This window comes from Kordia sp., assembly GCF_022447245.1.
In the GTDB taxonomy this organism is placed as follows: Bacteria; Bacteroidota; Bacteroidia; order Flavobacteriales; family Flavobacteriaceae; genus Kordia.
In genome coordinates, this window is the sequence record NZ_JAKVBC010000058.1 from 1 (window position 1) to 21482 (window position 21482).

General features: G+C 33.2%; 23 protein-coding genes. 4 read left to right on the forward strand and 19 right to left on the reverse strand.

The features are described 5' to 3' along the window. Positions 1 to 405: 405 nt before the first annotated feature. Together MK119_RS23190 and MK119_RS23195 are read left to right on the forward strand one after the other, a co-directional pair. Positions 406 to 1008 carry a hypothetical protein gene (locus MK119_RS23190; RefSeq protein WP_290683916.1) on the forward strand — a complete coding sequence of 201 codons (603 nt, stop codon included), beginning with the start codon at positions 406 to 408 and terminating at the stop codon, positions 1006 to 1008. Between the two features lie 270 nt (positions 1009 to 1278). Continuing rightward, positions 1279 to 1524, forward strand: coding sequence for a hypothetical protein (locus MK119_RS23195; protein ID WP_290683918.1), 246 nt, complete (start codon positions 1279 to 1281; stop codon positions 1522 to 1524). Between the two features lie 592 nt (positions 1525 to 2116). On the opposite strand, the gene MK119_RS23200 is transcribed toward MK119_RS23195, so the two are convergent. The 4 genes from MK119_RS23200 to MK119_RS23215 all read right to left on the reverse strand — a co-directional run bounded on the left by MK119_RS23200 (position 2117) and on the right by MK119_RS23215 (position 6775). After that, positions 2117 to 3253 (reverse strand): beta-1,3-glucanase family protein, encoded by a 1137-nt coding sequence (locus MK119_RS23200; protein WP_290683921.1) that lies wholly within the window; start codon positions 3251 to 3253, stop codon positions 2117 to 2119. 596 nt (positions 3254 to 3849) lie between these two features. After that, on the reverse strand, positions 3850 to 5409 hold the full coding sequence (locus tag MK119_RS23205) for a M28 family peptidase (RefSeq protein ID WP_290683923.1): 1560 nt from the start codon (positions 5407 to 5409) through the stop codon (positions 3850 to 3852). A gap of 226 nt (positions 5410 to 5635) precedes the next feature. After that, positions 5636 to 5962, reverse strand: coding sequence for a hypothetical protein (locus MK119_RS23210; RefSeq protein ID WP_290683925.1), 327 nt, complete (start codon positions 5960 to 5962; stop codon positions 5636 to 5638). A gap of 27 nt (positions 5963 to 5989) precedes the next feature. Next, on the reverse strand, positions 5990 to 6775 hold the full coding sequence (locus tag MK119_RS23215; RefSeq protein WP_290683927.1) for a DUF3108 domain-containing protein: 786 nt from the start codon (positions 6773 to 6775) through the stop codon (positions 5990 to 5992). A 76-nt stretch (positions 6776 to 6851) separates the two neighbouring features. Here MK119_RS23215 and MK119_RS23220 point away from each other — a divergent pair, with 76 nt between their 5' ends. Then, positions 6852 to 7454 (forward strand): hypothetical protein, encoded by a 603-nt coding sequence (locus MK119_RS23220; protein ID WP_290683929.1) that lies wholly within the window; start codon positions 6852 to 6854, stop codon positions 7452 to 7454. Here the strand turns inward: MK119_RS23220 and MK119_RS23225 are convergent. The 11 genes from MK119_RS23225 to MK119_RS23275 form a co-directional block, all read right to left on the reverse strand. Then, the gene (locus MK119_RS23225) at positions 7451 to 7825 is read right to left on the reverse strand and encodes a DUF423 domain-containing protein (RefSeq protein WP_290683931.1); all 375 of its coding nucleotides are present in this window, start codon (positions 7823 to 7825) and stop codon (positions 7451 to 7453) included. The two genes, MK119_RS23220 and MK119_RS23225, sit on opposite strands and share 4 nt — an antisense overlap. Positions 7826 to 7862: 37 nt before the next feature. Next, a complete protein-coding gene (locus MK119_RS23230) occupies positions 7863 to 8321 on the reverse strand; it encodes a hypothetical protein (protein ID WP_290683933.1) in 459 nt (152 codons plus the stop codon). A 65-nt stretch (positions 8322 to 8386) separates the two neighbouring features. Next, positions 8387 to 8962 carry a Crp/Fnr family transcriptional regulator gene (locus MK119_RS23235; protein WP_290683935.1) on the reverse strand — a complete coding sequence of 192 codons (576 nt, stop codon included), beginning with the start codon at positions 8960 to 8962 and terminating at the stop codon, positions 8387 to 8389. Between the two features lie 66 nt (positions 8963 to 9028). Then, positions 9029 to 9688: a hypothetical protein gene (locus MK119_RS23240; RefSeq protein WP_290683937.1), complete on the reverse strand. Its 660-nt coding sequence runs from the start codon at positions 9686 to 9688 to the stop codon at positions 9029 to 9031. A 37-nt stretch (positions 9689 to 9725) separates the two neighbouring features. Further along, the gene (locus MK119_RS23245; protein WP_290683939.1) at positions 9726 to 10157 is read right to left on the reverse strand and encodes a hypothetical protein; all 432 of its coding nucleotides are present in this window, start codon (positions 10155 to 10157) and stop codon (positions 9726 to 9728) included. A 48-nt stretch (positions 10158 to 10205) separates the two neighbouring features. Next, positions 10206 to 10601 carry a heavy-metal-associated domain-containing protein gene (locus MK119_RS23250; protein ID WP_290683941.1) on the reverse strand — a complete coding sequence of 132 codons (396 nt, stop codon included), beginning with the start codon at positions 10599 to 10601 and terminating at the stop codon, positions 10206 to 10208. A 55-nt stretch (positions 10602 to 10656) separates the two neighbouring features. After that, positions 10657 to 12357 carry an efflux RND transporter periplasmic adaptor subunit gene (locus tag MK119_RS23255; RefSeq protein WP_290683943.1) on the reverse strand — a complete coding sequence of 567 codons (1701 nt, stop codon included), beginning with the start codon at positions 12355 to 12357 and terminating at the stop codon, positions 10657 to 10659. 4 nt (positions 12358 to 12361) lie between these two features. After that, positions 12362 to 13081, reverse strand: a complete 720-nt coding sequence (locus tag MK119_RS23260; RefSeq protein ID WP_290683945.1) for a MauE/DoxX family redox-associated membrane protein — start codon at positions 13079 to 13081, stop codon at positions 12362 to 12364. A gap of 6 nt (positions 13082 to 13087) precedes the next feature. After that, entirely contained in the window at positions 13088 to 14311 is a 1224-nt protein-coding gene (locus MK119_RS23265; RefSeq protein WP_290683947.1) for a TolC family protein, read from the reverse strand. Further along, positions 14301 to 17978, reverse strand: a complete 3678-nt coding sequence (locus tag MK119_RS23270; RefSeq protein WP_290683949.1) for an efflux RND transporter permease subunit — start codon at positions 17976 to 17978, stop codon at positions 14301 to 14303. The genes MK119_RS23265 and MK119_RS23270 overlap by 11 nt, the downstream gene beginning before the upstream one ends. 102 nt (positions 17979 to 18080) lie before the next feature. Then, entirely contained in the window at positions 18081 to 18491 is a 411-nt protein-coding gene (locus MK119_RS23275) for a hypothetical protein (protein WP_290683951.1), read from the reverse strand. 161 nt (positions 18492 to 18652) lie between these two features. On the opposite strand from MK119_RS23275, the gene MK119_RS23280 reads away from it, so the two are divergent. Continuing rightward, positions 18653 to 19495: a mechanosensitive ion channel domain-containing protein gene (locus MK119_RS23280; RefSeq protein WP_290683969.1), complete on the forward strand. Its 843-nt coding sequence runs from the start codon at positions 18653 to 18655 to the stop codon at positions 19493 to 19495. Positions 19496 to 19555: 60 nt separating this feature from the next. On the opposite strand, the gene MK119_RS23285 is transcribed toward MK119_RS23280, so the two are convergent. From MK119_RS23285 to MK119_RS23300, 4 genes are all read right to left on the reverse strand, one after another. Continuing rightward, positions 19556 to 19780 (reverse strand): hypothetical protein, encoded by a 225-nt coding sequence (locus MK119_RS23285; protein ID WP_290683971.1) that lies wholly within the window; start codon positions 19778 to 19780, stop codon positions 19556 to 19558. 51 nt (positions 19781 to 19831) lie between these two features. Next, positions 19832 to 20068 carry a hypothetical protein gene (locus MK119_RS23290; protein WP_290683973.1) on the reverse strand — a complete coding sequence of 79 codons (237 nt, stop codon included), beginning with the start codon at positions 20066 to 20068 and terminating at the stop codon, positions 19832 to 19834. A 545-nt stretch (positions 20069 to 20613) separates the two neighbouring features. Next, entirely contained in the window at positions 20614 to 20748 is a 135-nt protein-coding gene (locus MK119_RS23295) for a hypothetical protein (RefSeq protein ID WP_290683975.1), read from the reverse strand. Positions 20749 to 21279: 531 nt separating this feature from the next. After that, on the reverse strand, positions 21280 to 21482 hold a 203-nt coding region (locus tag MK119_RS23300; RefSeq protein WP_366512863.1), incomplete at its 5' end, for an IS3 family transposase.

The following is a 21482-nucleotide window of genomic DNA, read 5'->3' on the forward strand; positions in this document are numbered from 1 at the left end:
TATTCAACAAATTCTGCTAAACGATCTTTAAGTTCTTTCGGGCTGTAATAATTTTCTAGTTTGACTACATTTTTCATCTAAATACACACCTAGCTCGTTACTGATTTAACATGAACCGTTATCAGATAACAATCTTGGTCTGTTATTAGGAGTTATATCTGTTTTTTCTAGTGCAGCTTCTACTGATCTCTTCACATCAGTAGTTTTCATAGTAGAACAAAGTTCCTAATGAATGATATAACGGCTGTAATCATCCAAAACAGTAGGTTCTCCGATACCTTAAAAACGGAAAAACGTTCTTTGACATATTTTGGTAAGTAAAATAATACTATATTTATACATGTAAAATCGCTATTAGTAAGTAAATTTTTACATAATTTAGAAATAACAGGAACTCCAGTTATAGTGGAAATAACAGGAATTCCTGTTATTCGTACGTTGAAACACATTGAGAAACTGATGAACTTTAAAAAAAGACTATCTGATTTTGGGAGTTGGATTTTTACTGGACTTACATTTTTAGGATCTATAATTATTTATGTAGGAATTGGAGGAAGAGGAAGATATAATTCAACAGGAGAAACTAATTTTTATTTTATAGCAGTCGGAATAATTCTGATTTTACCTTTTCTGATTTATTTGCTAAAAACTAAAATTCTGATAGATAGAGCGGAAAATGAGGAAAGTAAAAGAATTTCTGACCTAATTAAAAGTGGAGATAAAGTTATTGTCAATTTAGATATTTTAGAAATACAGAGCAATAGCTACAAACAAGAAATAGAAGTTGGAAACGGATACAATACTTGGAATGAATATATAGATGTTAATCATAACGTGATATTGATAGATGTTCCATACAAAAATGACTCAATTAAATACAAATTGAACATTGATATGGATACTACGAAATTAAAAATCCACTTTGCGATTAAACAAGAAACGGAACTTTATGTTGACCCAGAAAATCCGAATAATAACTATTTGGATTTACGGTTTTTAGAGAATTAAATAAAAAAAACGTGTTACAACAAAGTGTAAAAGTAATTGCTTGGTTCTTGCCTAATCGGAAAATCATGCGGATTTACCTCTGATTCTTTTTTTTTGCTAAATTAGTAAATTAATCACGCAACTATCCTTACACCAAACGTTGTGCCAAATTAAAATATACATATGGAATATATAGGACCGAATTACGCACTATTAATAGGAGGGCCAATATTGCTTATTGGACTGTTAATATGGTTTATAAAATCTAAAACCAGATTAAAAAGATTGACCGTGATCTTTACATCATTAGTAATTCTTTCTCTTGGATTGGCAATTGACAGAACAGATACCTTAGATAAAGAAAAGAATGAAGTTTTATATGAAATAAGTAAACAAAATATAGAATCCAGTACCGAATTAATGAGCAAGCTAAATTTTGACACGACTTTGATTGCCTATTATTGTCTAGCCACCATTTTAGTTATTCTTATTGTAGTCATTGAATTAAAAAATAAAAACTTGGCACAACAAGGGTAACCGTTGCACAAGCCTATAATTACAAAAAAACAAGGCATTCTTAGCGCTTTTAAGGATGTCTTTCTTTTTTCACTTTGCTAGTATTGTAAAATAAACACAATTAAAATGATGGTTTATCCAAGCCGTAAAACATATAATTACTTACCACAAACACCTTTTTCAAGGTGTTTTTTTATCTCCAAAATTTAAGTATCAACCGACATCGTATGATGTCATAATAACAGTAATTTTTTTAAATTTTATAATTTCTAATTTTCACATTATTAACTTAAAAAATATCAAAATGAAAAAGAACGTGAGATTATTATCACTTAACAAGAAGTCAATCAGTAACTTCCTAAAATTGTAAGGAGGTTATATCACATTAAAACAAGGAGATGACGAATTTCCATCAATGTAGGTTGCTACAGAGAAGAAGTGGAGTGCTTACCACCTCGGCCATCACCAACAAATACAGCAGAACCAACAATGATTGTATGTCCAACTCAATTTTCATGCTCATAATTTTAGACAAATAGAAATAGGAAAAGCGAACTTTTAAGTCCGCTTTTCAAATTGTAAATAATATGGTATGGTATAGTATTGAATGGTTTTAACTCCAGTCAGATAATGTAATATTAAAGTTTGTTGCTCCAGTAATTTGAATTAATGGATTGTCAGTGCTGCATACATCATCAAAAGGGAAAGCATAAATTCCTGATTTGTAGTTGTCGTGTACTACTTTTGCGTATTCGTTGGTAACACCATTTTGTACTTTATAGAATCCAGAAATATCACAATTTGGTTGTGTGTCATTGGCACTTGTACTTAAGGTAGTTCTGTTTAAAGATGCTCCTAAAATGGCCGCAATTTCTCCTAGTGGAGTATTGTTTGGTGCGTTCAATGTTCCTACGCAACCAAAAATATCATAGGCATCACCTTTTGCAGGCTTTTGAATTGTTACATCCGCTTTTCCTGATTGTGAAAATACAAAAGCATCACTCGAATTTACAGTTCCTGTATATGTGCCAAATGTTGGACAGTTTACCGTAAGTGTATTAGTTGTAAAGTTTTTCCAACAAGCATCAACATACGCGTCATAAATGTTTGGAGAAAGCAAGTTTGGTTTCGTTGTTTGCACACCGTGTTGCGGTCCTAATACACGAATATTATTTCCAGATCCATCTTGCATTACGAGATCACTCCATGGCTTTCCTAATTTTGTAATTTCTTTAAAGATAGAATCACGTATACTTGTTGATTTCATAATACCATTGGTTTTTGTAGTATCTCCAATGACTTCTATAGAAACAGGAGCAGAGAAGTAGTCTACAATAGTACAATCCGCATACAGCTCAGTTCCAATATTTGTAAATTCTACCACAACAAACAATGTGTCAGCATCAGCAGTTCCAGGAGTAAATGGTGGCGTTTGAACACCTAAGCCATTTTGCCCACCAGTTACAATATTAAATACGTTTGGTAATTGTTTAAAAGAGAATAAAAATTGTCCAGACCACATTTTTGGCAAGTTATTAAATGAACTCAATTCATCAACTGTTTTAAAAAGTTTTGAACAATCTTGTCCTTTGGAAAACTTTTTCAAAGAAGCAGTTCCTTTGCTATCTACATCAACGTAACACCAATCTGGTGAACTTGTTGCAGGATTGCTGTTTAATCCAAAGCAAATCCAATATACATCACTGGATGCAATACCGCTACTGTTTGTAATTTTAACATCTAAACTCATAATAGGTAAGGGTTTTATAATTTCTTTAGTAAAAGTAAATGTTAACGTTAGGTATTGTGCAAGCGCAATTACGTATATTTATAAAACACGCAATTTTACGTGATCATTTTTTTGACTCATGAAAAAGGTTATCGTTTTTGTTTGTATCTCATTTATAGCTTGTAAAGACACTAATAAATTAAGTAAGGAAGCTACTTTATTGATAGATATTGTTTTTCAGAAACCTATGCTGAAAAGTTTCATATCTGTGATAAGGTTGCCAACGAAATTTTTATATACAATAACACAGATGCTTTCCAAGAACTCAATTTCAACATAGATAATTATTGTTAAAAGACGATTCAATTGTTAGAGTTTAATATTTAAAAAGAGGTTGAAGTTCCCTTTAAAGATTTTCCAGGTTTACTCTTAAAAGAGTTTTTGAAAACATCTTCCTCAATTCAATTTATGTTTATACAAATAGAAACGAATTTTACATTAAAATATGTTTATGACACTAATTATAAATTGGTAAAAATTTTGCAGAACTTTTACTAATTACTTATAGTAAAAAAAGCTTCCAAATAGGAAGCTTTTTCTATGATTTGTTTACAATCTTATTTTGTTTTTGTAGGCTTATCTACTGTAATTCGTTCTTCTCTGTTTGCCAATTCCCAAGCTGTATAGAAAATCAAACGCGCGCGGTTTGTCAATAAATCATAGTTGATTTTATCTGGCGTGTCTGATGGTCTGTGGTAATCGTCATGTGTTCCATTAAAATAGAAAATTACTGGAATATCATTTTTTGCAAAATTATAATGATCAGAACGGTAGTAATAACGATTAGGATCGTTTTCACCGTTGTATGTATAATCTAGCTCTACGTTTGCATACTTTTTATTTACTTCTTCAGAAATATTATGCAATTCTGTACTCAACTTATCAGACCCAATTAAATACACATAATTACGATCACCTACTGTACGTTTTGGATCAATACGACCAATCATGTCAATATTAAGGTTAGATACTGTATTTTCTAATGGAAAAATTGGATTAACATCTGTATAATAACGTGAACCAAGTAATCCTTTTTCTTCTCCCGTAACATGTAAAAATACAACAGAGCGTTTTGGACCATTTCCATCTTTTTCAGCTTGTTTGAATGCTTCAGCAATTTCTAAAATAGCAACTGTTCCAGAACCATCATCGTCAGCGCCATTACAAACTTCTCCATTTTGGAAACCGATATGGTCTAAATGTGCAGAGATAATAACGTATTCTTCTGGTTTTTCAACCCCTTTTATGAAAGCAACAACATTTTCAGAGTTTACATCATTAACCTGATCTTTGTTTGTTAAAGAAGCATTTACTGTAATTATTGATGGTTTTGAATCTGTTGCAATATTTGGATGCATGGAAGTTGCTAACTTTTCGTTTATCAGATAATAGAAGAATGGAGTTTCTTTGCTTTTTAAACCAACTCTACTATTTTTTTTCATGAAGCTTAACTGCATTTTATAGCGTGGAAACATGTCTCCCACATAAAAGAATACACCTTTAGCTTTATGCTCTTTAGCAGCTTTAATTTTAGCAGAAGTCCCTTGTCTTGCACCTCCCCATTTTGAACTTTCCTCAGTTCCAGAAATGACGAATGTACCATCAGCATTCACAGGTTCTCCCATTTTGAAAAGAAGAATTTTTCCTTCTACATCCTGATTCGTATAATCAGAATATTTTTCATCGTCTATTCCATATCCTAAATAGATGATATCAGAAAAAGAAATAGTACCATTTTCTTGCGCACTGAAGGATAAAAAGTCATCTTCAAACTTAAATTCTTGCTCTTTTAATGTTAAACTAGCATCTAAATTACTTCCTTTTTGTAAAGGAACATTTTGAAAATAGTTACCATCTTTTTGTGCGGCTGGAATGTTTAAACTTTTATATTCATCTCTTAAATAAGCAACAGCTTTCTTTTGGCCTGGTTCACCAGTATCTCTACCTTCAAATTCATCAGACGCATAAGTGTACAAATGTGTTTTTAACTCAGCTTCTGTGATAGTGTTTCCGTAAGGAACGGGATCTAAATTTTTTGGTGCTTTTGTGTCTGCCATTTTGTGGTTAGTGCCACATCCAACAATAGCCAAAAGAGTTAGAGATAGTAATTTTTTCATTTAAGTATCTTTTAATTAATATTTTCGATGGAGTTTGCCAAAAACGGGATTGATAGGATTAGATTGTTAAGGCTTATTCCATATAGTTGATTAGCGATTCAAAGGTATAGAAATCCGTTTTTTATTTTGTTATAGATTTCTTAAAATAATGAAGAACCCTCATTTTGAAGCATAAAAAAAGCCTATTCTTTATAAATCAAATAGGTTTTGTATAATTTTATTGAGATTATTCTAATCCATCGATTCCTTCAAGATCTTTTAAATCTTCTTTTTCTTGTTCCTTATTTTGTTCTGAAGCTTGTTTTACATCATCAGCCACTACATTTTCTCTAAATAAGTTCATCGTTGTGATGGCAGCTGCCAGAAAAGACAATGCAATGATCAATTTTGGAACATTTTCGCGCATTGCATTTTTTTTCGATGTATATAAAGCAACGATTCCTAAAATAAGCCCTATAATTACAGGTATAAAGGCGATACTATCTATGAAGAATGAACCGAAAAAGGCTAATACTGCGGCAATACTACCTAAAATGATACTAAATGTTCTCATGGTAATTTATTTTGGTTTTAATGTAAATTAGTTTGCAAGACCAGATGCATTTGTTAATTGTAACATACCGCTTCCAATTGGGATAGTAAATTCTGCTTTTACAGGAACTTTATTTGTATCTGCTGTCATCCATAAGGTAGCAGATTTTAAGAAATCACCGTTGGTAATGATTTGCAGTTTGTGACATTCTTTTTTGCCTAAATTCCCAGCATCAATGGTAGATTTCCCGGCATATTTAACCGTAATTGGAATTTCCTCTTTGTCAAAAATGATGTTAAATACTTTTGAATCACCAACAGCTGCATTTTGAATAGGAAGATTGCGCACATTATACAATGTCGAAATTACATCCATGGCACCATTGCTAAAATTAAAGTTTTCATTCACAACCCAATCCGTTCCATCACGTCTTCGTTTGATTTGCTCACTTTTAATTATTTTCTTCTTCTGATTGTAGATGTATTTCATTTTCTTCTTATAACTACCTTCCTGAATATCTCTTTTGTACAATGCTGGCAATAAGGAAGATGTACTTACATACGATTCATACACATCACGAATTTTAAAGAAAAAATCATACTTTCTAAAAGTGCTCGCACGGCATTTAAAATGGTATAATTTATTTGACGATGTTTTAACTTCAGATGTTTCCATGCTTACTTGCGCAAGATCTGTTAAAAAACCAGACATTTTATAAGATGCCGTATAAACCAATTTTTCACCATTGGACAAAGGCGATTTTTGCGCATGAGCAACTACTTGAAACATACATGTTACGATTAGGAGACATACAATCTTTTTAATTCTATTCATTGTTTAGGTTTTTATTCTTTATTACTAACGCAACATAAACCACTTATTGTGCCAAACTTATTTTAAAGTCTAAATTATGTATTTAGCAGTATTTTGTAACTTTGACAAAAATACACATTACTACGCAGTGATGAAATTAAATTATCATAAACAAAACTTTTTTAAAAACACCTATTGTGTTTTCAAAACGATTGATTCCCAATTGCTAAAAGATAAGAGACCAGATTACACAAGTCGATCAGGTAGTCAATATTTTTATACGGACGAAGGTGTGTATCGAATTTCTTCACATTGGGGACGCGCAGCAACCTGTAGATGGCGATTGCAAACGGATGATATTAATTTTAGAAATGGTACAAAAGTAGGTTTTGCAAAATGGACTGATTTTTACAAAGACAATGAAGTAGAGAAGCTGTATTTCATCAAAAAGAGTGAATTCACAAAGAAATATGAATACTTTCATAAAAACGAACCTTCTTATACTTCTGCATACATTTTAAGAACTGCTGGCGATACACGGAAAGTCTTACGACAACTCAAAACAGTTACCACTGAAACCAAATGGGCAAAATACATTCCACATGACAATTTGGAAGATTTACGTGCGTATATTATCAATGGATTGATTACAAGCAATAAAACTATGCCTGAATTGAGAAGACAATATCAAGGTTCTTAAAGAAACGAAACACCTAACAGAATCCAACCAATCACTAATAACAATCCTCCAAGCGGTGTGATAGGACCTAAAAATTTCAGTTTTTTTCCTTTAGCACTGCTCATACACAATCCGTAAATGCTAAAAGAAAATAGGAATGTTCCAGCAATCAAACTCCAAGCGGCACTTTTCTCTATGGTTTGTGTAAAGGGTAACTGAAACCCGATGAAAAGTAAGACAATCGCGTGATACATTTGATATTTTACACCAGTTTCAAAGCTTTTTAATAATTCTTCCGAAAATATCTTTTTCAAGGCATGTGCTCCAAAAGCTCCAAAAATAATTCCCAATGCGCCATATAATGTCGCAATCAATAATACGTATTTTTCCATGATGCAAAGGTAGCTAAAGCAAGTTAGAAAAAGGAGTTTAGATAGATTTTAAAAGTAATATGATAGAGAGCACAAAAGCTGTACATTCCAAGAAGATTCTAGCCCAGTGACAATTACCCCAAACGATCAATTCTTTTGAAAGTTCACCATCGGGAATACTTCTATCAGCAAATTTCTGATTGTCTTTTTTAAAGTAAAGAAAATAGGTTGAAAAGAAAGCTAAGGTTGTGACTCCAATAAAGGTTAAAATGGTCAATTCTTTTGAGTTATGTACAAAGTAATATGTAACCATTGTTAAAGGAAAAAGCGTTGCAGCTATCGTTAAAGGTGCAAAAAACGCATGAATCTTTTTTCCATACGTTTTATGGAGTTCAAAAAAATCATTTGGATGTAATGATTTCCAATACGGAACAAAGAGGATTGCTTCTGTAAGTTGAGCACCTATAAATATGCCCAATATGCTGATGGATAAAAGTAGGAGCGTTGTTGCTATCATGTGTTATAATTTTGATACAAAAATCAAAAAATTCAAACACTCTTACATTTACCTATGTAAATAAATTAACGATCTTTTATTTTTCTTCGAATTCTACTCAATTGCGTTGCAGATATTCCTAAATACGAAGCAATATAATATTGCGGAATAACAGTTTCTATGTTTGGAAATTTTTCTTGCATGATGGCATATCGTTCATCTGCATCTAATAATGCCATTTGAATCTCTTTCTGCTCTTTCTCTAAAAAATAAAACTCTGCGATCTTTCTACCCAATCGTTCTAAATCGTGGAATTGATCATACAATTTTTCTAAATCACTGTAATTTGCTACCAATACTTCACAATCGGTCAATGCTTGTTGTGCTATCTTATTGGGTTGTTTGGTGAGCAAAGAAGTATACGCACCAATGATGGAAGGACCTACAAAAAACTGTTTGTTATACTCTTTTCCTTCTTGGTTAAGGAAAAATGCTCTCATAATTCCAGACTTTAAAAACCCTATTTTTTGCGCATATTCACCTTCTCGAACAAAAAAGTAATTTTTGTCAAGTTGCATTGGCGTAAAACACTTTTGTAGTTCGTTAAAAGTATTCGCTTCAATAGTATAAATGTTGTGTATGTAGGCTAAGAATTCTTTCACTTTTATGAACTGGTTTGTAGCTGCTTGCCTAATGACTTATCCGAATGTAGCAATAGCTTTATTTGATTATGTATGAGTTCTTAATTTTATTATTTTTCCCGCATTTATTTTCCACGTTCCATTTTTTTGAATCATCTCAATAGGAAATGGCCAGCCAGAAGCCAATATTTTTATTGATTTTCCATTTTCTGATTCATAAATTCTTTTTATGGGTTGTTTATTGCTTAATTCTTCTAATTGTTCAGCAACCTCATTTGGGTATTTGCCCTGCCATAATACATCCGCTTTTTCAATGTCTAGAACTAAAGATTCAATCACAGCTTTATTGCCACTCAATAGTGCACGATCAAATTTTCGGAATATTTTTTCTGGTTCACCTTCCTTCTGTGTATTAGCATTTTTAATAGCATAATTCATTACTTGTTCTATACTCATTCGAGAAGTTATGTCACAAAATTCAAGAATTGTGTCTTTCATTAAAGCTATTGCTTCAGTATCATTTTTACTACATGTTTTAATAACATAGTACCATGCGTAATTAGTAGGGAAAGAGTTTTTTAGACAAACAAATTGGTTAAAATCTGCTCCACTAATAGGTGCTTTTTTTGCATGAGAATACCCGTTTATGTATGCCGAGATCTCGTTAAATGTACTTCCTAAACAGTACATTGCAGGTCGTTTACATATATGCTCAATAAACTCTGTAAATATTAGTTCTTTTTCCAATTTGTTTTGTGCAATTAATTACTAATACATTAGTTAATTACCATTGAGTGTTCCAATGTAGAAAATCCTTAAATCTAGGTACTAGTTCAATCCATGTACATTTTGTTTTCCATAGAATTGCTTTCTCATGATCTTCTTTAGTATCAATTGTATCCCAATCAGAATATTCCATTGTGTATAGGGCAATTCTACTATCAAATTCAATTTTCAGCGTTTGTTGATAGTTTAATTTACCATCAGTTGTTGGTTTACTGATCATCAATCTCCATAGTGATGAACTCGCAAAAAGCGCTTCTGAATAGTGAAGTCGTAAAATCCATTCAATAAAATTAGAAATACCCTGATTAGGAGTTCTAGTATTTTTAAGGTTTTTAAAAATAACAAGTTGATCTTCCCAAGAACTTCTTAGTATATCACTTGTATATACAAGCTTTTCAAAGTCAGCGGTCATTTTACTTTTTTGTGCCATTTTTTTGTGTATAAATTATAGAAAAACTTGTTATTCAAAATCAAATTACTATTGATTCATTGGCTGATCACTATCAAACTGACAGCATTTAGGTAAATTTTTATAGGCTACATTATCACCATTTGTTTGATCGGTATCATAACCTGCCGCAGCAATAGCTTTGTGAATGTCTTTTTCATGTATTTTATGTTCATCATACGAAACAGAAATACTCTTTTTCTTTACATCCCAAGTAGCTTCTGCAACGCCTTCTACACTTTTAGCAGCTTTTTCAATGGTTGTTTTGCACATGCCACAATTTCCACGAACACCAAAGTTTGCCATCGACAATTCTTTTCCTTGTGAAGTAGCAGTTTTGGTTTCTGTTTCAGTTTTAGCTTCTCCTTTGCATCCAATGATGAATAAAGAAGCAACGATTGCGAATGATAAGATTACTTTTTTCATATTTAGTTTAATTTAAAAATTTATAATGTTTAATTCTTTATTTTTTACCTAATACCTAATTTCCAACACCCAAAACCTGCTTCACACTTCCACAAGTTAGCATGGCATCACCAAAATACGGATTTCTAATTTGTTGTTCATTACTAATCCAATATGCACCTTTATTATCATCAGCCATTGGACAAAATTGTATGGTGAGTTGTGTTTCTAAATGGTTAAAATTTTGAACCAATTCAATCAGATGATTAGAAATGATTTGAAAATTCTTTCTATGGCGTTCTATCGGCGTATTTTCATTGATACTTTTTGAGGTTTTATGTAATACTGCCCAATATAAGTCAGTTTCTTTTCGTTGCTCAACAGTGAGTTGTTCCAAAGCTTTTCGAAAAGCAATACTCTTTGCTACTGATTGCTTTACATCACTTTGTACCAAAGCATCTTTGAGTTCTAAATATGCTTTGATACTTGGTAGAAAAGCTTTTTCGTAGGCTGCATTTACTGTAACTTTTTTAGGTGTCATACTATTTGAAGAAGTTTCTTTTGAAGCATTCAGCATCGATTTTTTCCCTTGTAATTGTGCTGCAGCATCTACAGTAAATGCACCATTGGTTACAATTTCTTCTGCTGGATCGAGTCCAGAAATAACCTGATAATATTCTCCTTGCATAGTTCCTAAAACAACTTCTCGAGCTTCGAAAACAGGCTCATTTGCTGATTTTTTCACATACACTAACGAACGTTTTCCAGTCCACAATACTGCAGACTTTGGAATGGTAAGAGCAGTGTTTTTGGTAGTTTTAGTATTTAAGATTCCTGTGACAAACATACCGGGTTTCAAATTTTGTTCGCGATTGTTTAATTCAACTTTTACAGCAACAGTACGTGTGTTGGTATTCAGTACAGGATCAATAAACGTAATTTTAGCTTGAAGTTCTTCGTTTGGATTGGCGTTTGTTGTAATGGTAATAGCATCTCCTTTTTTCAGATTTGCAATTTGATTTTCATACGCATCAAAGCTAGCCCAAACGGTATTGAGATTGGAAACTTTAAATAATGCGCTACCTTCCATAATATGATTGCCTTCTTCTACCAATTTTTTAGAAACTACACCAGAAACACTCGCATAAATTGGAAACTTTGAAGAAACCTTTTTTAAGGTTTCGATTTGCTGAATTTGCGCTTCACTCAATTTCCATAGCTTTAATTTGTTTCGCACAGCTTTATATAATTCAGGTTGCGAAGCTTTCATACGCAACGCTGTCAACAGTTCTTGTTGTGTAGTCACCAACTCTGGAGAGTAAATTAAGGCAATTTTTTGTCCTTTTCGTACTTCTTCTCCTGTAAAGTTTACATATAGTTTTTCAATACGACCGCCAAAATGAGCGGTTTGCATAGCATTCGTTTTTTCGTTGGCTTCAATTGTTCCGGTAAGCTTTAAAGCAGCATCGGAAGCAGTTTCTTCTGAAACTTTAGAGGTTTCTATGTTGGCTAATGCCATTGCGCTTTCGGTCATACGAAACTGATCTGAAGACAATTCAGTAGTGTTTTCTTGAGCTGGAATCAAATCCATTCCACAAATTGGACAATCACCTTGTTCAGGTTGCATAATTTGTGGATGCATAGAGCATGTCCACATGGTTTCTTTTTCGGTAGTTTCTGTATGCGAATGTTCTTGAGTTTGTTCTCCCGAAAGGGCAAATTTCCCAATTACAATTCCCGCAATAAGAATGATAATGTATATTAAATATTTCTTCATAATCTTAAGCATATATATTAATGAGCATCCAAACTGCCATGATAAGCATGATGGAATTTTCTATAAATGTTGCTTTGGTCATGGGTAACTTTAACGCAGTTCCCAAGCAAGCACATTGAATTGTTTTGTTGTCTAAAAGTGACTTTGTGACACCAATTGTAGTAATTCCTAAAATAACAATTGTAGCAATTAGTGCGATCGGAATTTCAATTCGAATTAAAAACATCAATCCCAAAATCACTTCTAAAAACGGATAAATCCATGCATAAGCGGGAATCAGTTTTGCAAGCGGATCATACATTTGAAACGAACTAGGAAAACCTTTGTAATCCAGAAATTTAAAAAAGCTAAACACGATGTAAAATAAGCCCATAAAGTCTAGCATGAAAGCTTCCATATCCCAAAACTTAAGTTGTAATAATAAGCTTGCCGTAGTGATATAAAAGAAAATTAAAAACAGTGGAAATAGTTGTTTAAGTTCACTTTTTTGTGGTGCTTCTGTTGATGCAAAGACATTTACAGAAGCTTCTTGAACTTTATATTTTTTAGGCAATACAGCTTCTATACTAGCAGCATCAAGCGTTGTAGTCATTTCAATTTCTGCAGTTTTGGTTTCTAAGTTTACGTTTACAGAAGTTACCTCATCTAAATTTCCTAAGATGTGTTCTACTTTGCTTTTACAACCTGTACAGGTCATTCCGTTGATGAAATATGTTTGTTTCATGTGCTTTTAATTTGCAATTAAAAATTCAATGATCGCGATGTTTGCAAGTGATGTGTTAATGTCTTTCACCTTTTGCAATTCAAAGCCTAATTTCAATTGATCGAGTGCCAATAATTGTTCAAAATCCATTTTTGCTGTTTGGTAGGCTGCTAAAATAACTTCCTTGGCTTGATCAGCTTGCACTATATTTTCGTCCTGTGTTTTAATACTTTCTGTAGCATTGTTTAATTTATTTTTTGCTTTTTCGAGTTCAATTAGCAACTGATTTTTAACCGTTGTCTTAGTTTGTATAACGGCTTCTTGCTGCAATTGCAATTGTTTTTGCTTTGCTACGTGTTTCTTATTGAATAACGGAATAGAAACTGTTACCATGGGCATGATAACATCTTTACCATTATCTGGCAAGGAAACACCTGAACGCTCAGCAACAAGTACATAATCTAGCCCAAAACCAATAGTTGGATTCCCTTCTTTTTTCGCTACAATTTCCGATTGTTGCAAAGCTGTTGCTTGTGCTTCTAATTGTTGTAATTTTGGGTGATTCTCTACAGTTTCATGATCTACTAAGAAAATAGTGTTTTGAATTTCTAAGGAATCTGTTTGTAAAACTTCTGCATAAATCTGCCTGTTTAATAACAAGTTAAACTGTACTTTTTGACTTTGAATGTTCTCAGAAATTTCTTGAAACTGTTGCTGTAAATCGTTCTTTTGCATTTTAATATTCAGTACATCTACCATATCAGTACGATTATTTTCGAGTTCGTTTAACGCGAGTTTTTCATAGGTATCCAAAATCTCAATATGCTGCTGAGTAATTTTAAATTTTTGTTGCAACGTATATAAATTGTAATACGCTATTTTGACATTCAATCGGAGCTGACGTTTCAAAAAGTCAATTTCACTTTCTTTGGCTACAGCAAACAACTTTGCACTTTCTTTTTTGGCTTGTAAAGTTCCAAACCAAGGAATTTTTTGACTTGCTGAAAAGCGTGCTATTTGCGGTCCAACTCTGGTTTCTACGGCTTGTGCAAATATGCCGACTCCTAACTGTGTATTGGGTAAACTACCTACTTCATTCACTTTTTCCAAGGCGCTTTTGTATTGCAATTGATTGGCTACAATTTCGGAGCTATTTTTTTCGGCTTCCGCCAGATACGCCTCTAAGGTTTGGGCATTCATAAAATGAACACACAAAAAATACGTACATATATATAGAATTTTATGCTTCATCAGTATCTTTTTTTAATTGGATTTCTTGATGCCAGCTGTATAAAACTGGAACCACAAATAAGGTAATTAAGGCTATGAGCATTCCGCCAAAACTTGGAATTGCCATCGGTATCATGATATCACTTCCGCGTCCTGTAGAGGTCAAAATAGGTAGTAAGGCTAGCAAGGTAGTCGCTGTGGTCATTAAACACGGGCGAATACGTTTCTTTCCAGCCTCTACGACTGTATTTCGAATTGCTTCTTTAGTTTCAGGAAGTTTCTTTGCAAAGTTTTGTTTCAGGTAGGTTGCCATAATTACACCATCGTCTGTAGCAATTCCGAATAAGGCAATAAATCCTACCCAAACTGCCACACTTAAGTTGATGGTTTTTATTTGGAATAAATCGCGCAAGTTGCTTCCAAAGAGTTCAATATTTAGAAACCATGATTGCCCATACAACCAAATCATAATAAATCCACCAGCAAAGGCAACAGCAATTCCTCCAAAAATGAAAAGCGAAGTGGCGATAGATTTAAACTGAAAATACAGAATTAGAAAGATAATCAGTAATACAATTGGGACAATGATTATTAATGTTTTTTCGGCACGAACTTGCTGTTCGTATGTTCCAGAAAATTCGTAGTTTACACCTTTTGGCACTATTAAACTTCCATCAGTAATGCGTTCTTTTAAAAGTTGCTGTAGTTTTTCAACCAATGTAACTTCTGCAATGTCCGATTGTTTATTGAATAGTACATAACTCACCAAAAAAGTATCTTCACTTTTGATCATTTGTGGTCCTTTTTCATACGTTATAGAAACGACTTCTTTGAGTAAGATTTCAGAACCATTTGGCAACGGAATGTAAATGTTTTCTAAATCGTTTGCATTGGCGCGCAATTCTCTTGGATAACGTACACGTACATTATAACGTTCACGACCTTCAATGGTTTGTGTTACTATTTTTCCTCCAATAGCAACTTCCAAAATATCTTGTACTGACTTAATCGATAATCCATAACGTGCAATTTGTTCACGATTGATGTCTAAAATCAAATAAGGTTTTCCAATCAAACGTTCGGCAAAAACAGTTTCCTTTTTTACTTCAGGAATTTCTTTAAGAATTTGCTCTAATTCTAAACCAAAGGCTTCTATTTGTTCTAAGTTTTGTCCTTTAATTTTGATTCCCATTGGCGAACGCATGCCCGTTTGTAGCATGATCAAGCGTGTTTCAATTGGTTGTAGTTTCGGAGCAGATGTAATACTTGGAAATTTGGTATTTGTCACAATTTCACTCCAAATATCATCTGTTGATTTAATATGCGGTCGCCAATTGCGATAAAACTCACCATTCTCATCTGGAATTAAATCCTTTTCCATTATGTAGTCACTGAGTGGAGTCGAAGTAACAAACTCACCATTTTCATCAACTTTAAAACGTTTCGGCTTGCCATTTTCATCTAAAATATATTCAGGTTTATAATGAATGATGTTTTCATACATAGACAAAGGCGCAGGATCCAAAGCACTTTCTACACGGCCAGCTTTCCCCACAACCGTTTCAATTTCTGGAATATTGGCTACTGCCATGTCCAATTGCTGTAAAATTTGTTTGTTTTCTGCAATTCCCGCATGTGGAAGTGAGGTTGGCATCAGTAAAAAAGAACCTTCATTTAACGCAGGCATGAATTCTTTTCCTGTAGTTCTCCAGATGGAAATTCCAGCAACAAGAATTAATAAAGGAATTGATAGAAAGAGTAATTTATTTGCCAATGCCCAACGAAGTAAGCGTTCATAAAACTTGATGAATATGATAAAAGTTCCAATCACCAAAGCACAAGTTATTGCAACAAAGATAAAGTTTATACCCAATGCATTAGTGTAACCTAAGGGTCGCCAATACACGGACAACAGAATCAATAAGGTACAAATAGCTAGTACGATATGAACTCGTTTTTTAGTTTTTGCCGTAATGATGTTTTGATTTTCTAAGATATTTGTCACAGCAAAAATTAGCAAAGCAATTGCGAGATACATTCCATTAAAAACCGCATACATACTGATTAATATCAAAACTGAATTCAGCAATAGATTGAATTGCTTTCGAACCGATTTCCAACCAAAAACCCACGCAGCCAATGCAGGTAAGACAAACAGTGTAATGATGATTGCTGCAATTAATGCCATGGTTTTGGTGTAGGCTAGTGGACTGAATAATTTTCCTTCTGCGCCAACTAACATAAATACAGGAATAAAACTGATAATGGTTGTCAACACTGCCGTGAGAATAGCGCCTGAAACTTCTGCTGTGGCTTTGTAAACAAGTGTATTAATCGCTGTATTCTCAGTATCTTCTTCTATATGTCGCGTGATATTTTCAATCAAGACTATTCCCATGTCAACCATCGTTCCGATAGCAATGGCAATTCCGGAAAGTGCTACAATATTGGCATCTACATTTCCGAGTTTCATTGCAATGAAAACGACTAAAACCGCAACAGGCAAGATACTCGCAATTAAAAACGAAGCACGTAAATTGAACACCATGATTACGATAATAAGTAAGGTAATTAAGATTTCCAATGATAAGGCTTCTTCTAATGTGTGTAAGGTTTCCTGAATCAATTCGGTACGATCGTAAAAAGGCACAATGGTCAATTGTGAAGAGCGACCATCTTTTAATACTTTAGAAGGTAAACCACTTGCAATCGTATTGATTTTATCTTTTACATTGTTGATCACTTGCATCGGATTCGCACCATAGCGAGCTACCACAACGCCACCCGCAACTTCCGCGCCTTCTTTATCGAGAATTCCACGACGTTCTGCAGGACCTAGATATACTTTAGCTACATCTTTGACCAATACAGGCGTGAAACCTTCTGATTTGATAGATGTGTTTTCTATATCGGCAATGGATTTTACATAGCCCAAACCGCGAACCACATATTCTGCACGATTGATTTCCAGTGTTTTTGCGCCAATTTCTTTATTGGTATTTCTAATGGCATTGACTACCTGCGACAGTGTAAGTTTGTACTTTTTGAGTACATCTGGTAATACATCAATTTGGTATTCTTGTACATAGCCACCAATAGAAGCTACTTCCGACACATCGGCAGCACTTGACAAAGCAGGCTTTAAATAATAGTCTTGAATGCTGCGGAGTTCATGCAAATTCCAACCGCCAGTTACATTCCCGTTTTCGTCTCTTCCTTCTAAGGTATACCAAAATATCTGTCCTAAACCAGTAGCATCTGGACCAAGAGTAGGTTGTACATTTTCAGGAAGTAGTGAACTTGGTAGCGCATTGAGTTTTTCTAAGATTCGACTACGACTCCAATAAAAATCTACATCATCATTGAATATGATGTAAATGCTTGAAAACCCAAACATAGACGAGCTTCGAACTGTTTTTACACCTGGAATTCCCATTAGTGCAGAAGTCAACGGATAGGTGATTTGGTCTTCAATATCTTTTGGCGATCGTCCTTGCCATTTGGTAAATACGATTTGTTGATTTTCACCAATATCAGGAATCGCATCAACGGCAATGGAGTTTTTTGGAAAATCACCCAAACTCCAGTTGAATGGTGCTGTACTCAATCCGAAACCGATCATGGTAGCGAGTAGGAGCGCAGCAACAAGTTTGTGTTGTATTAAAAAATGAATGCTTTTGTTGAGCATGTGTGATATGATTTATACGTACTTTTTTTATTAGATTAGTGCATAGCAATGCAGTTTCCGTGAGCTTTATAGCTTAGGAACAATAAATAATATCGTATAAAATCAAATTAAGAAGGTTTCATCAAGAAGTTGTATGTCCTTTATTAATGGAGGCGGAACATATGGTTTGTAAACGGCTTTTTCATGATCTGTTGTTGGAAGCACAAAAATATAGCTATATACAAAAGCTTTGATGAATGTGTGAGTCGTAAAGTCAACATCTTGTTGTGAAGGCAATTCGTCTTGTCCTTGAATTAGTGTAGTAACATCATCACAGCAAGGTGTTTGTTGCATGGTAGTTTCTACAGCAATATTGGTTTCCATTTCCATGCCGCAATTATCAGCATCTACACCAATAGCAACGCTCATTTTTACACCACCACAAATATGTTCATTAATGGTAAATGAAAATGTAGAGCATAGCACTAAAAAGGCTAAGATAAGCGCACAAGTATGTTTTAGAAACTTTCGCATTGAAATGTAAAAGTACAAAAATATATACATATTTTAATACTTACTGTTAGATAGCTCTTAATGTTTTACATATTTGTGACGTAGTTAACTATGGCATTTTTACCTCTTTTTCTCTTTTAGAATCTATAAAACTGACCTAGCTTTGTATAAAATTACAGTTTATGTTGAAGTTTATAAAGTCACATATAAATGTAGATACTGCGGAAGGTATCTTATGGTATTCTTTGATAGTTCTCTTTTTGTCTTGGTTGCTTTCAAGAATATTTCGGTATATACTTGTGATCTTTTTAAAGCGCAAACAACGCAAAAAAAGATTTGGAGTAACTACATTAAAATTCATAAAAAACTCCATTAAATTCTCCTTTATCATCATAGGTGTTTTTATCATCATTTTTTCAGTACCGAAACTGCGAGAACAAGCAACGTTTATATTTTCTGGAGCAGGAATAATAGCTGCAATCATAGGTTTTGCAGCACAAAGCGCCATTTCTAATTTAATAGCAGGATTGTTTATTGTAATTTTTAAACCGTTTAGAGTAGGTGATTATATAAAATTAGACGACCAACGTATTGGAATTGTGGAAGATATTACCTTACGTCATACGGTAATCAATAATTTTGAAAATAAGCGTTTAATCATTCCGAACTCTGTCATCAGTACAGAATCTGTATTAAATCACAGTATTGATGATTCTAAAGTATTGAGCTTTAATAACTTTTATGTTGGAATTCATGCAAATATTGATCAGGTTCGAAAAATAATACAAGAAGAAGCTTCACATTTAGACAATGTTATTCGTCATGCTTCCCAAAGCGATGCTGATACTGTAGAAGTTCGTGTCATTGAAGCCAAAGATGGCTATATACATGTACGTGCTTACATATGGCTTAATGAACCTTTTGCAGAATTTAAAACGAAATGTACATTAAGAGAAGCAGTGCATAAACGTCTTCAAAACGAAGGAGTACCTTTGTCAATTCCGTTGCATAAAATTGTAGAATAGGCATACAAAAAAAAGCGAACCATTATAGTTCGCCTCTTAGTATTGTTTAAATACTATTTATTAACAAATTGGAATTGTGTTTTTATCTACTTCAATTGTTTGGCATTGATTTACGGAATTGTAAGTGCCACAATTTGGAGCTTGGAACGTGCAAGCAATGGTGTGTGGACCAGTGCCACAAACAGTATAGTGTGTTCTTATTGTTCCTCCTGTGAGTGCATCTTTGCTTAAATTAGAAATGGTTGATTTCTTTACGTTTAAATTTTTTAACTTCTTTTTTTTCATGATGATGTAATTTTATAATGGTTTTTGATTAAATATTTTTGTGATAATGTGTTAACAGATAGGACGCGTTTCAGTATCAAATTCATTTGTTTTACAACGGGTAGCGGTACAGATATCCATTGAGTTACATTCAGCTGCACCAGAACATGTCGTTTTAGTAATTCGTATTGGACATGGACGTTCTATCGTAAATGTGATAATGATTGTTCCTCCTGAAATTTCTTGTGTATTGAGGTTAGAGATTGTAGCCTTTTTTAAGTCCAAACTCTTGAGATTCTTTTTTTTCATGATGTGTAATTTTTTCAGCTCTTCAAATTAAAAAGAAGCAGTTTAATTTGGCTACGGTTTTGCCGTAAAATATGTTAATGTGTCTGTAAAATCAGGTGGTAACAGTTAGTCGTAAAAGCACAGATATTGATCAATTGGTAAGATTAAAGGAGTTAAAGTCAACTATTATTTGGTAAGGAATTCAAGAATATGTCGAAAATATTATCCTGTACTAAGGTAAGCTTATAAAACTTCTTAAGAATATTTATTTAAGTAATTGAAAATGAGTGAATAATGGTCTTTTTGAATTTGCAAATGAACTTCATGAAAAAGCAGCGGAGGTTTTACCAAAAACCTCCGCTGCTTTTGGTGAAAACCTCCTGTGGTTTAGAGTAAAACCTAAGGAGGTTTTTTTAAGAGATTAACTTGGAGTGGAATTTGAGTGATTTTACTTATCTAAAATTAAACCAAGAAGGTGTGTTTTTGTAGTGAGTAATGTAGTTGTGATACAGATTGTACGATGAATAAAAAAAAGCGAGCTCAATAAAGCTCGCTTTTCTGTTTTCCTATAAAGGATAACAACAATTTTCATGTGTAAGGTTCACGTTAGAGTGTGAATATCCAGCTTTGATCGTTCTAGGATCAAATGTAGAAATTACTTTTTTGCTTAACTCTAATGTTTTTGGCCTCTGTTTTTTCATAATGATCTGTTTTAATGTTCATACGCTAAAACTAGGAAATTGACCGTAATAAGAAGTCCGAATGAAAACAAACTACGTCTGTGTATTTACAGGGACGGTATTTGTATCACTACTATGCTTTACGCTCGATAGAATGGATAGGAGATGATATACAGCGTAGAAAGAGGAACTATCCAGTTCCTCTTTCTACGCTGTATATCAAATAATTAAACATCTTCTTTTCTCTTGGGTAACCGAATGAGTAACCGAATAATTTAGTTTCAAATATATTTGTTTACTATATCTTCTTAAATACCAGTGTAATGTAAAACTCTTTTACAGTTATAAACTGATGCGGTTTCTTATCAAAATAAACCTTAATTTCATTTAAGAGCTTACGTCCATAACGTTTACTTCTTCCAGTGATGCGTTGGATATCTTTTGGATATATAAGCCCTTACAATTCTCATTTAATACACTATCTATACTTAGTCCATACCTCATCTGTAAGTCTTTAAACGAAAGTGGACTTATTTAAGAAAAAAAAAGAGATTAATTGAATAAAGATTTTAAGTGATTTTTTCTTCTAAGTTTCATTGTTTTTGTTTTGATTTTTGCTCTTTGTTCTAATAGTTGTTGATCTCTTTCAAAAAACACATCAGCAGGTGTTACATTATCAATAGATTCATGGTATCTGTAATGGTTATAATATTCAACAAATTCTGCTAAACGATCTTTAAGTTCTTTCGGGCTGT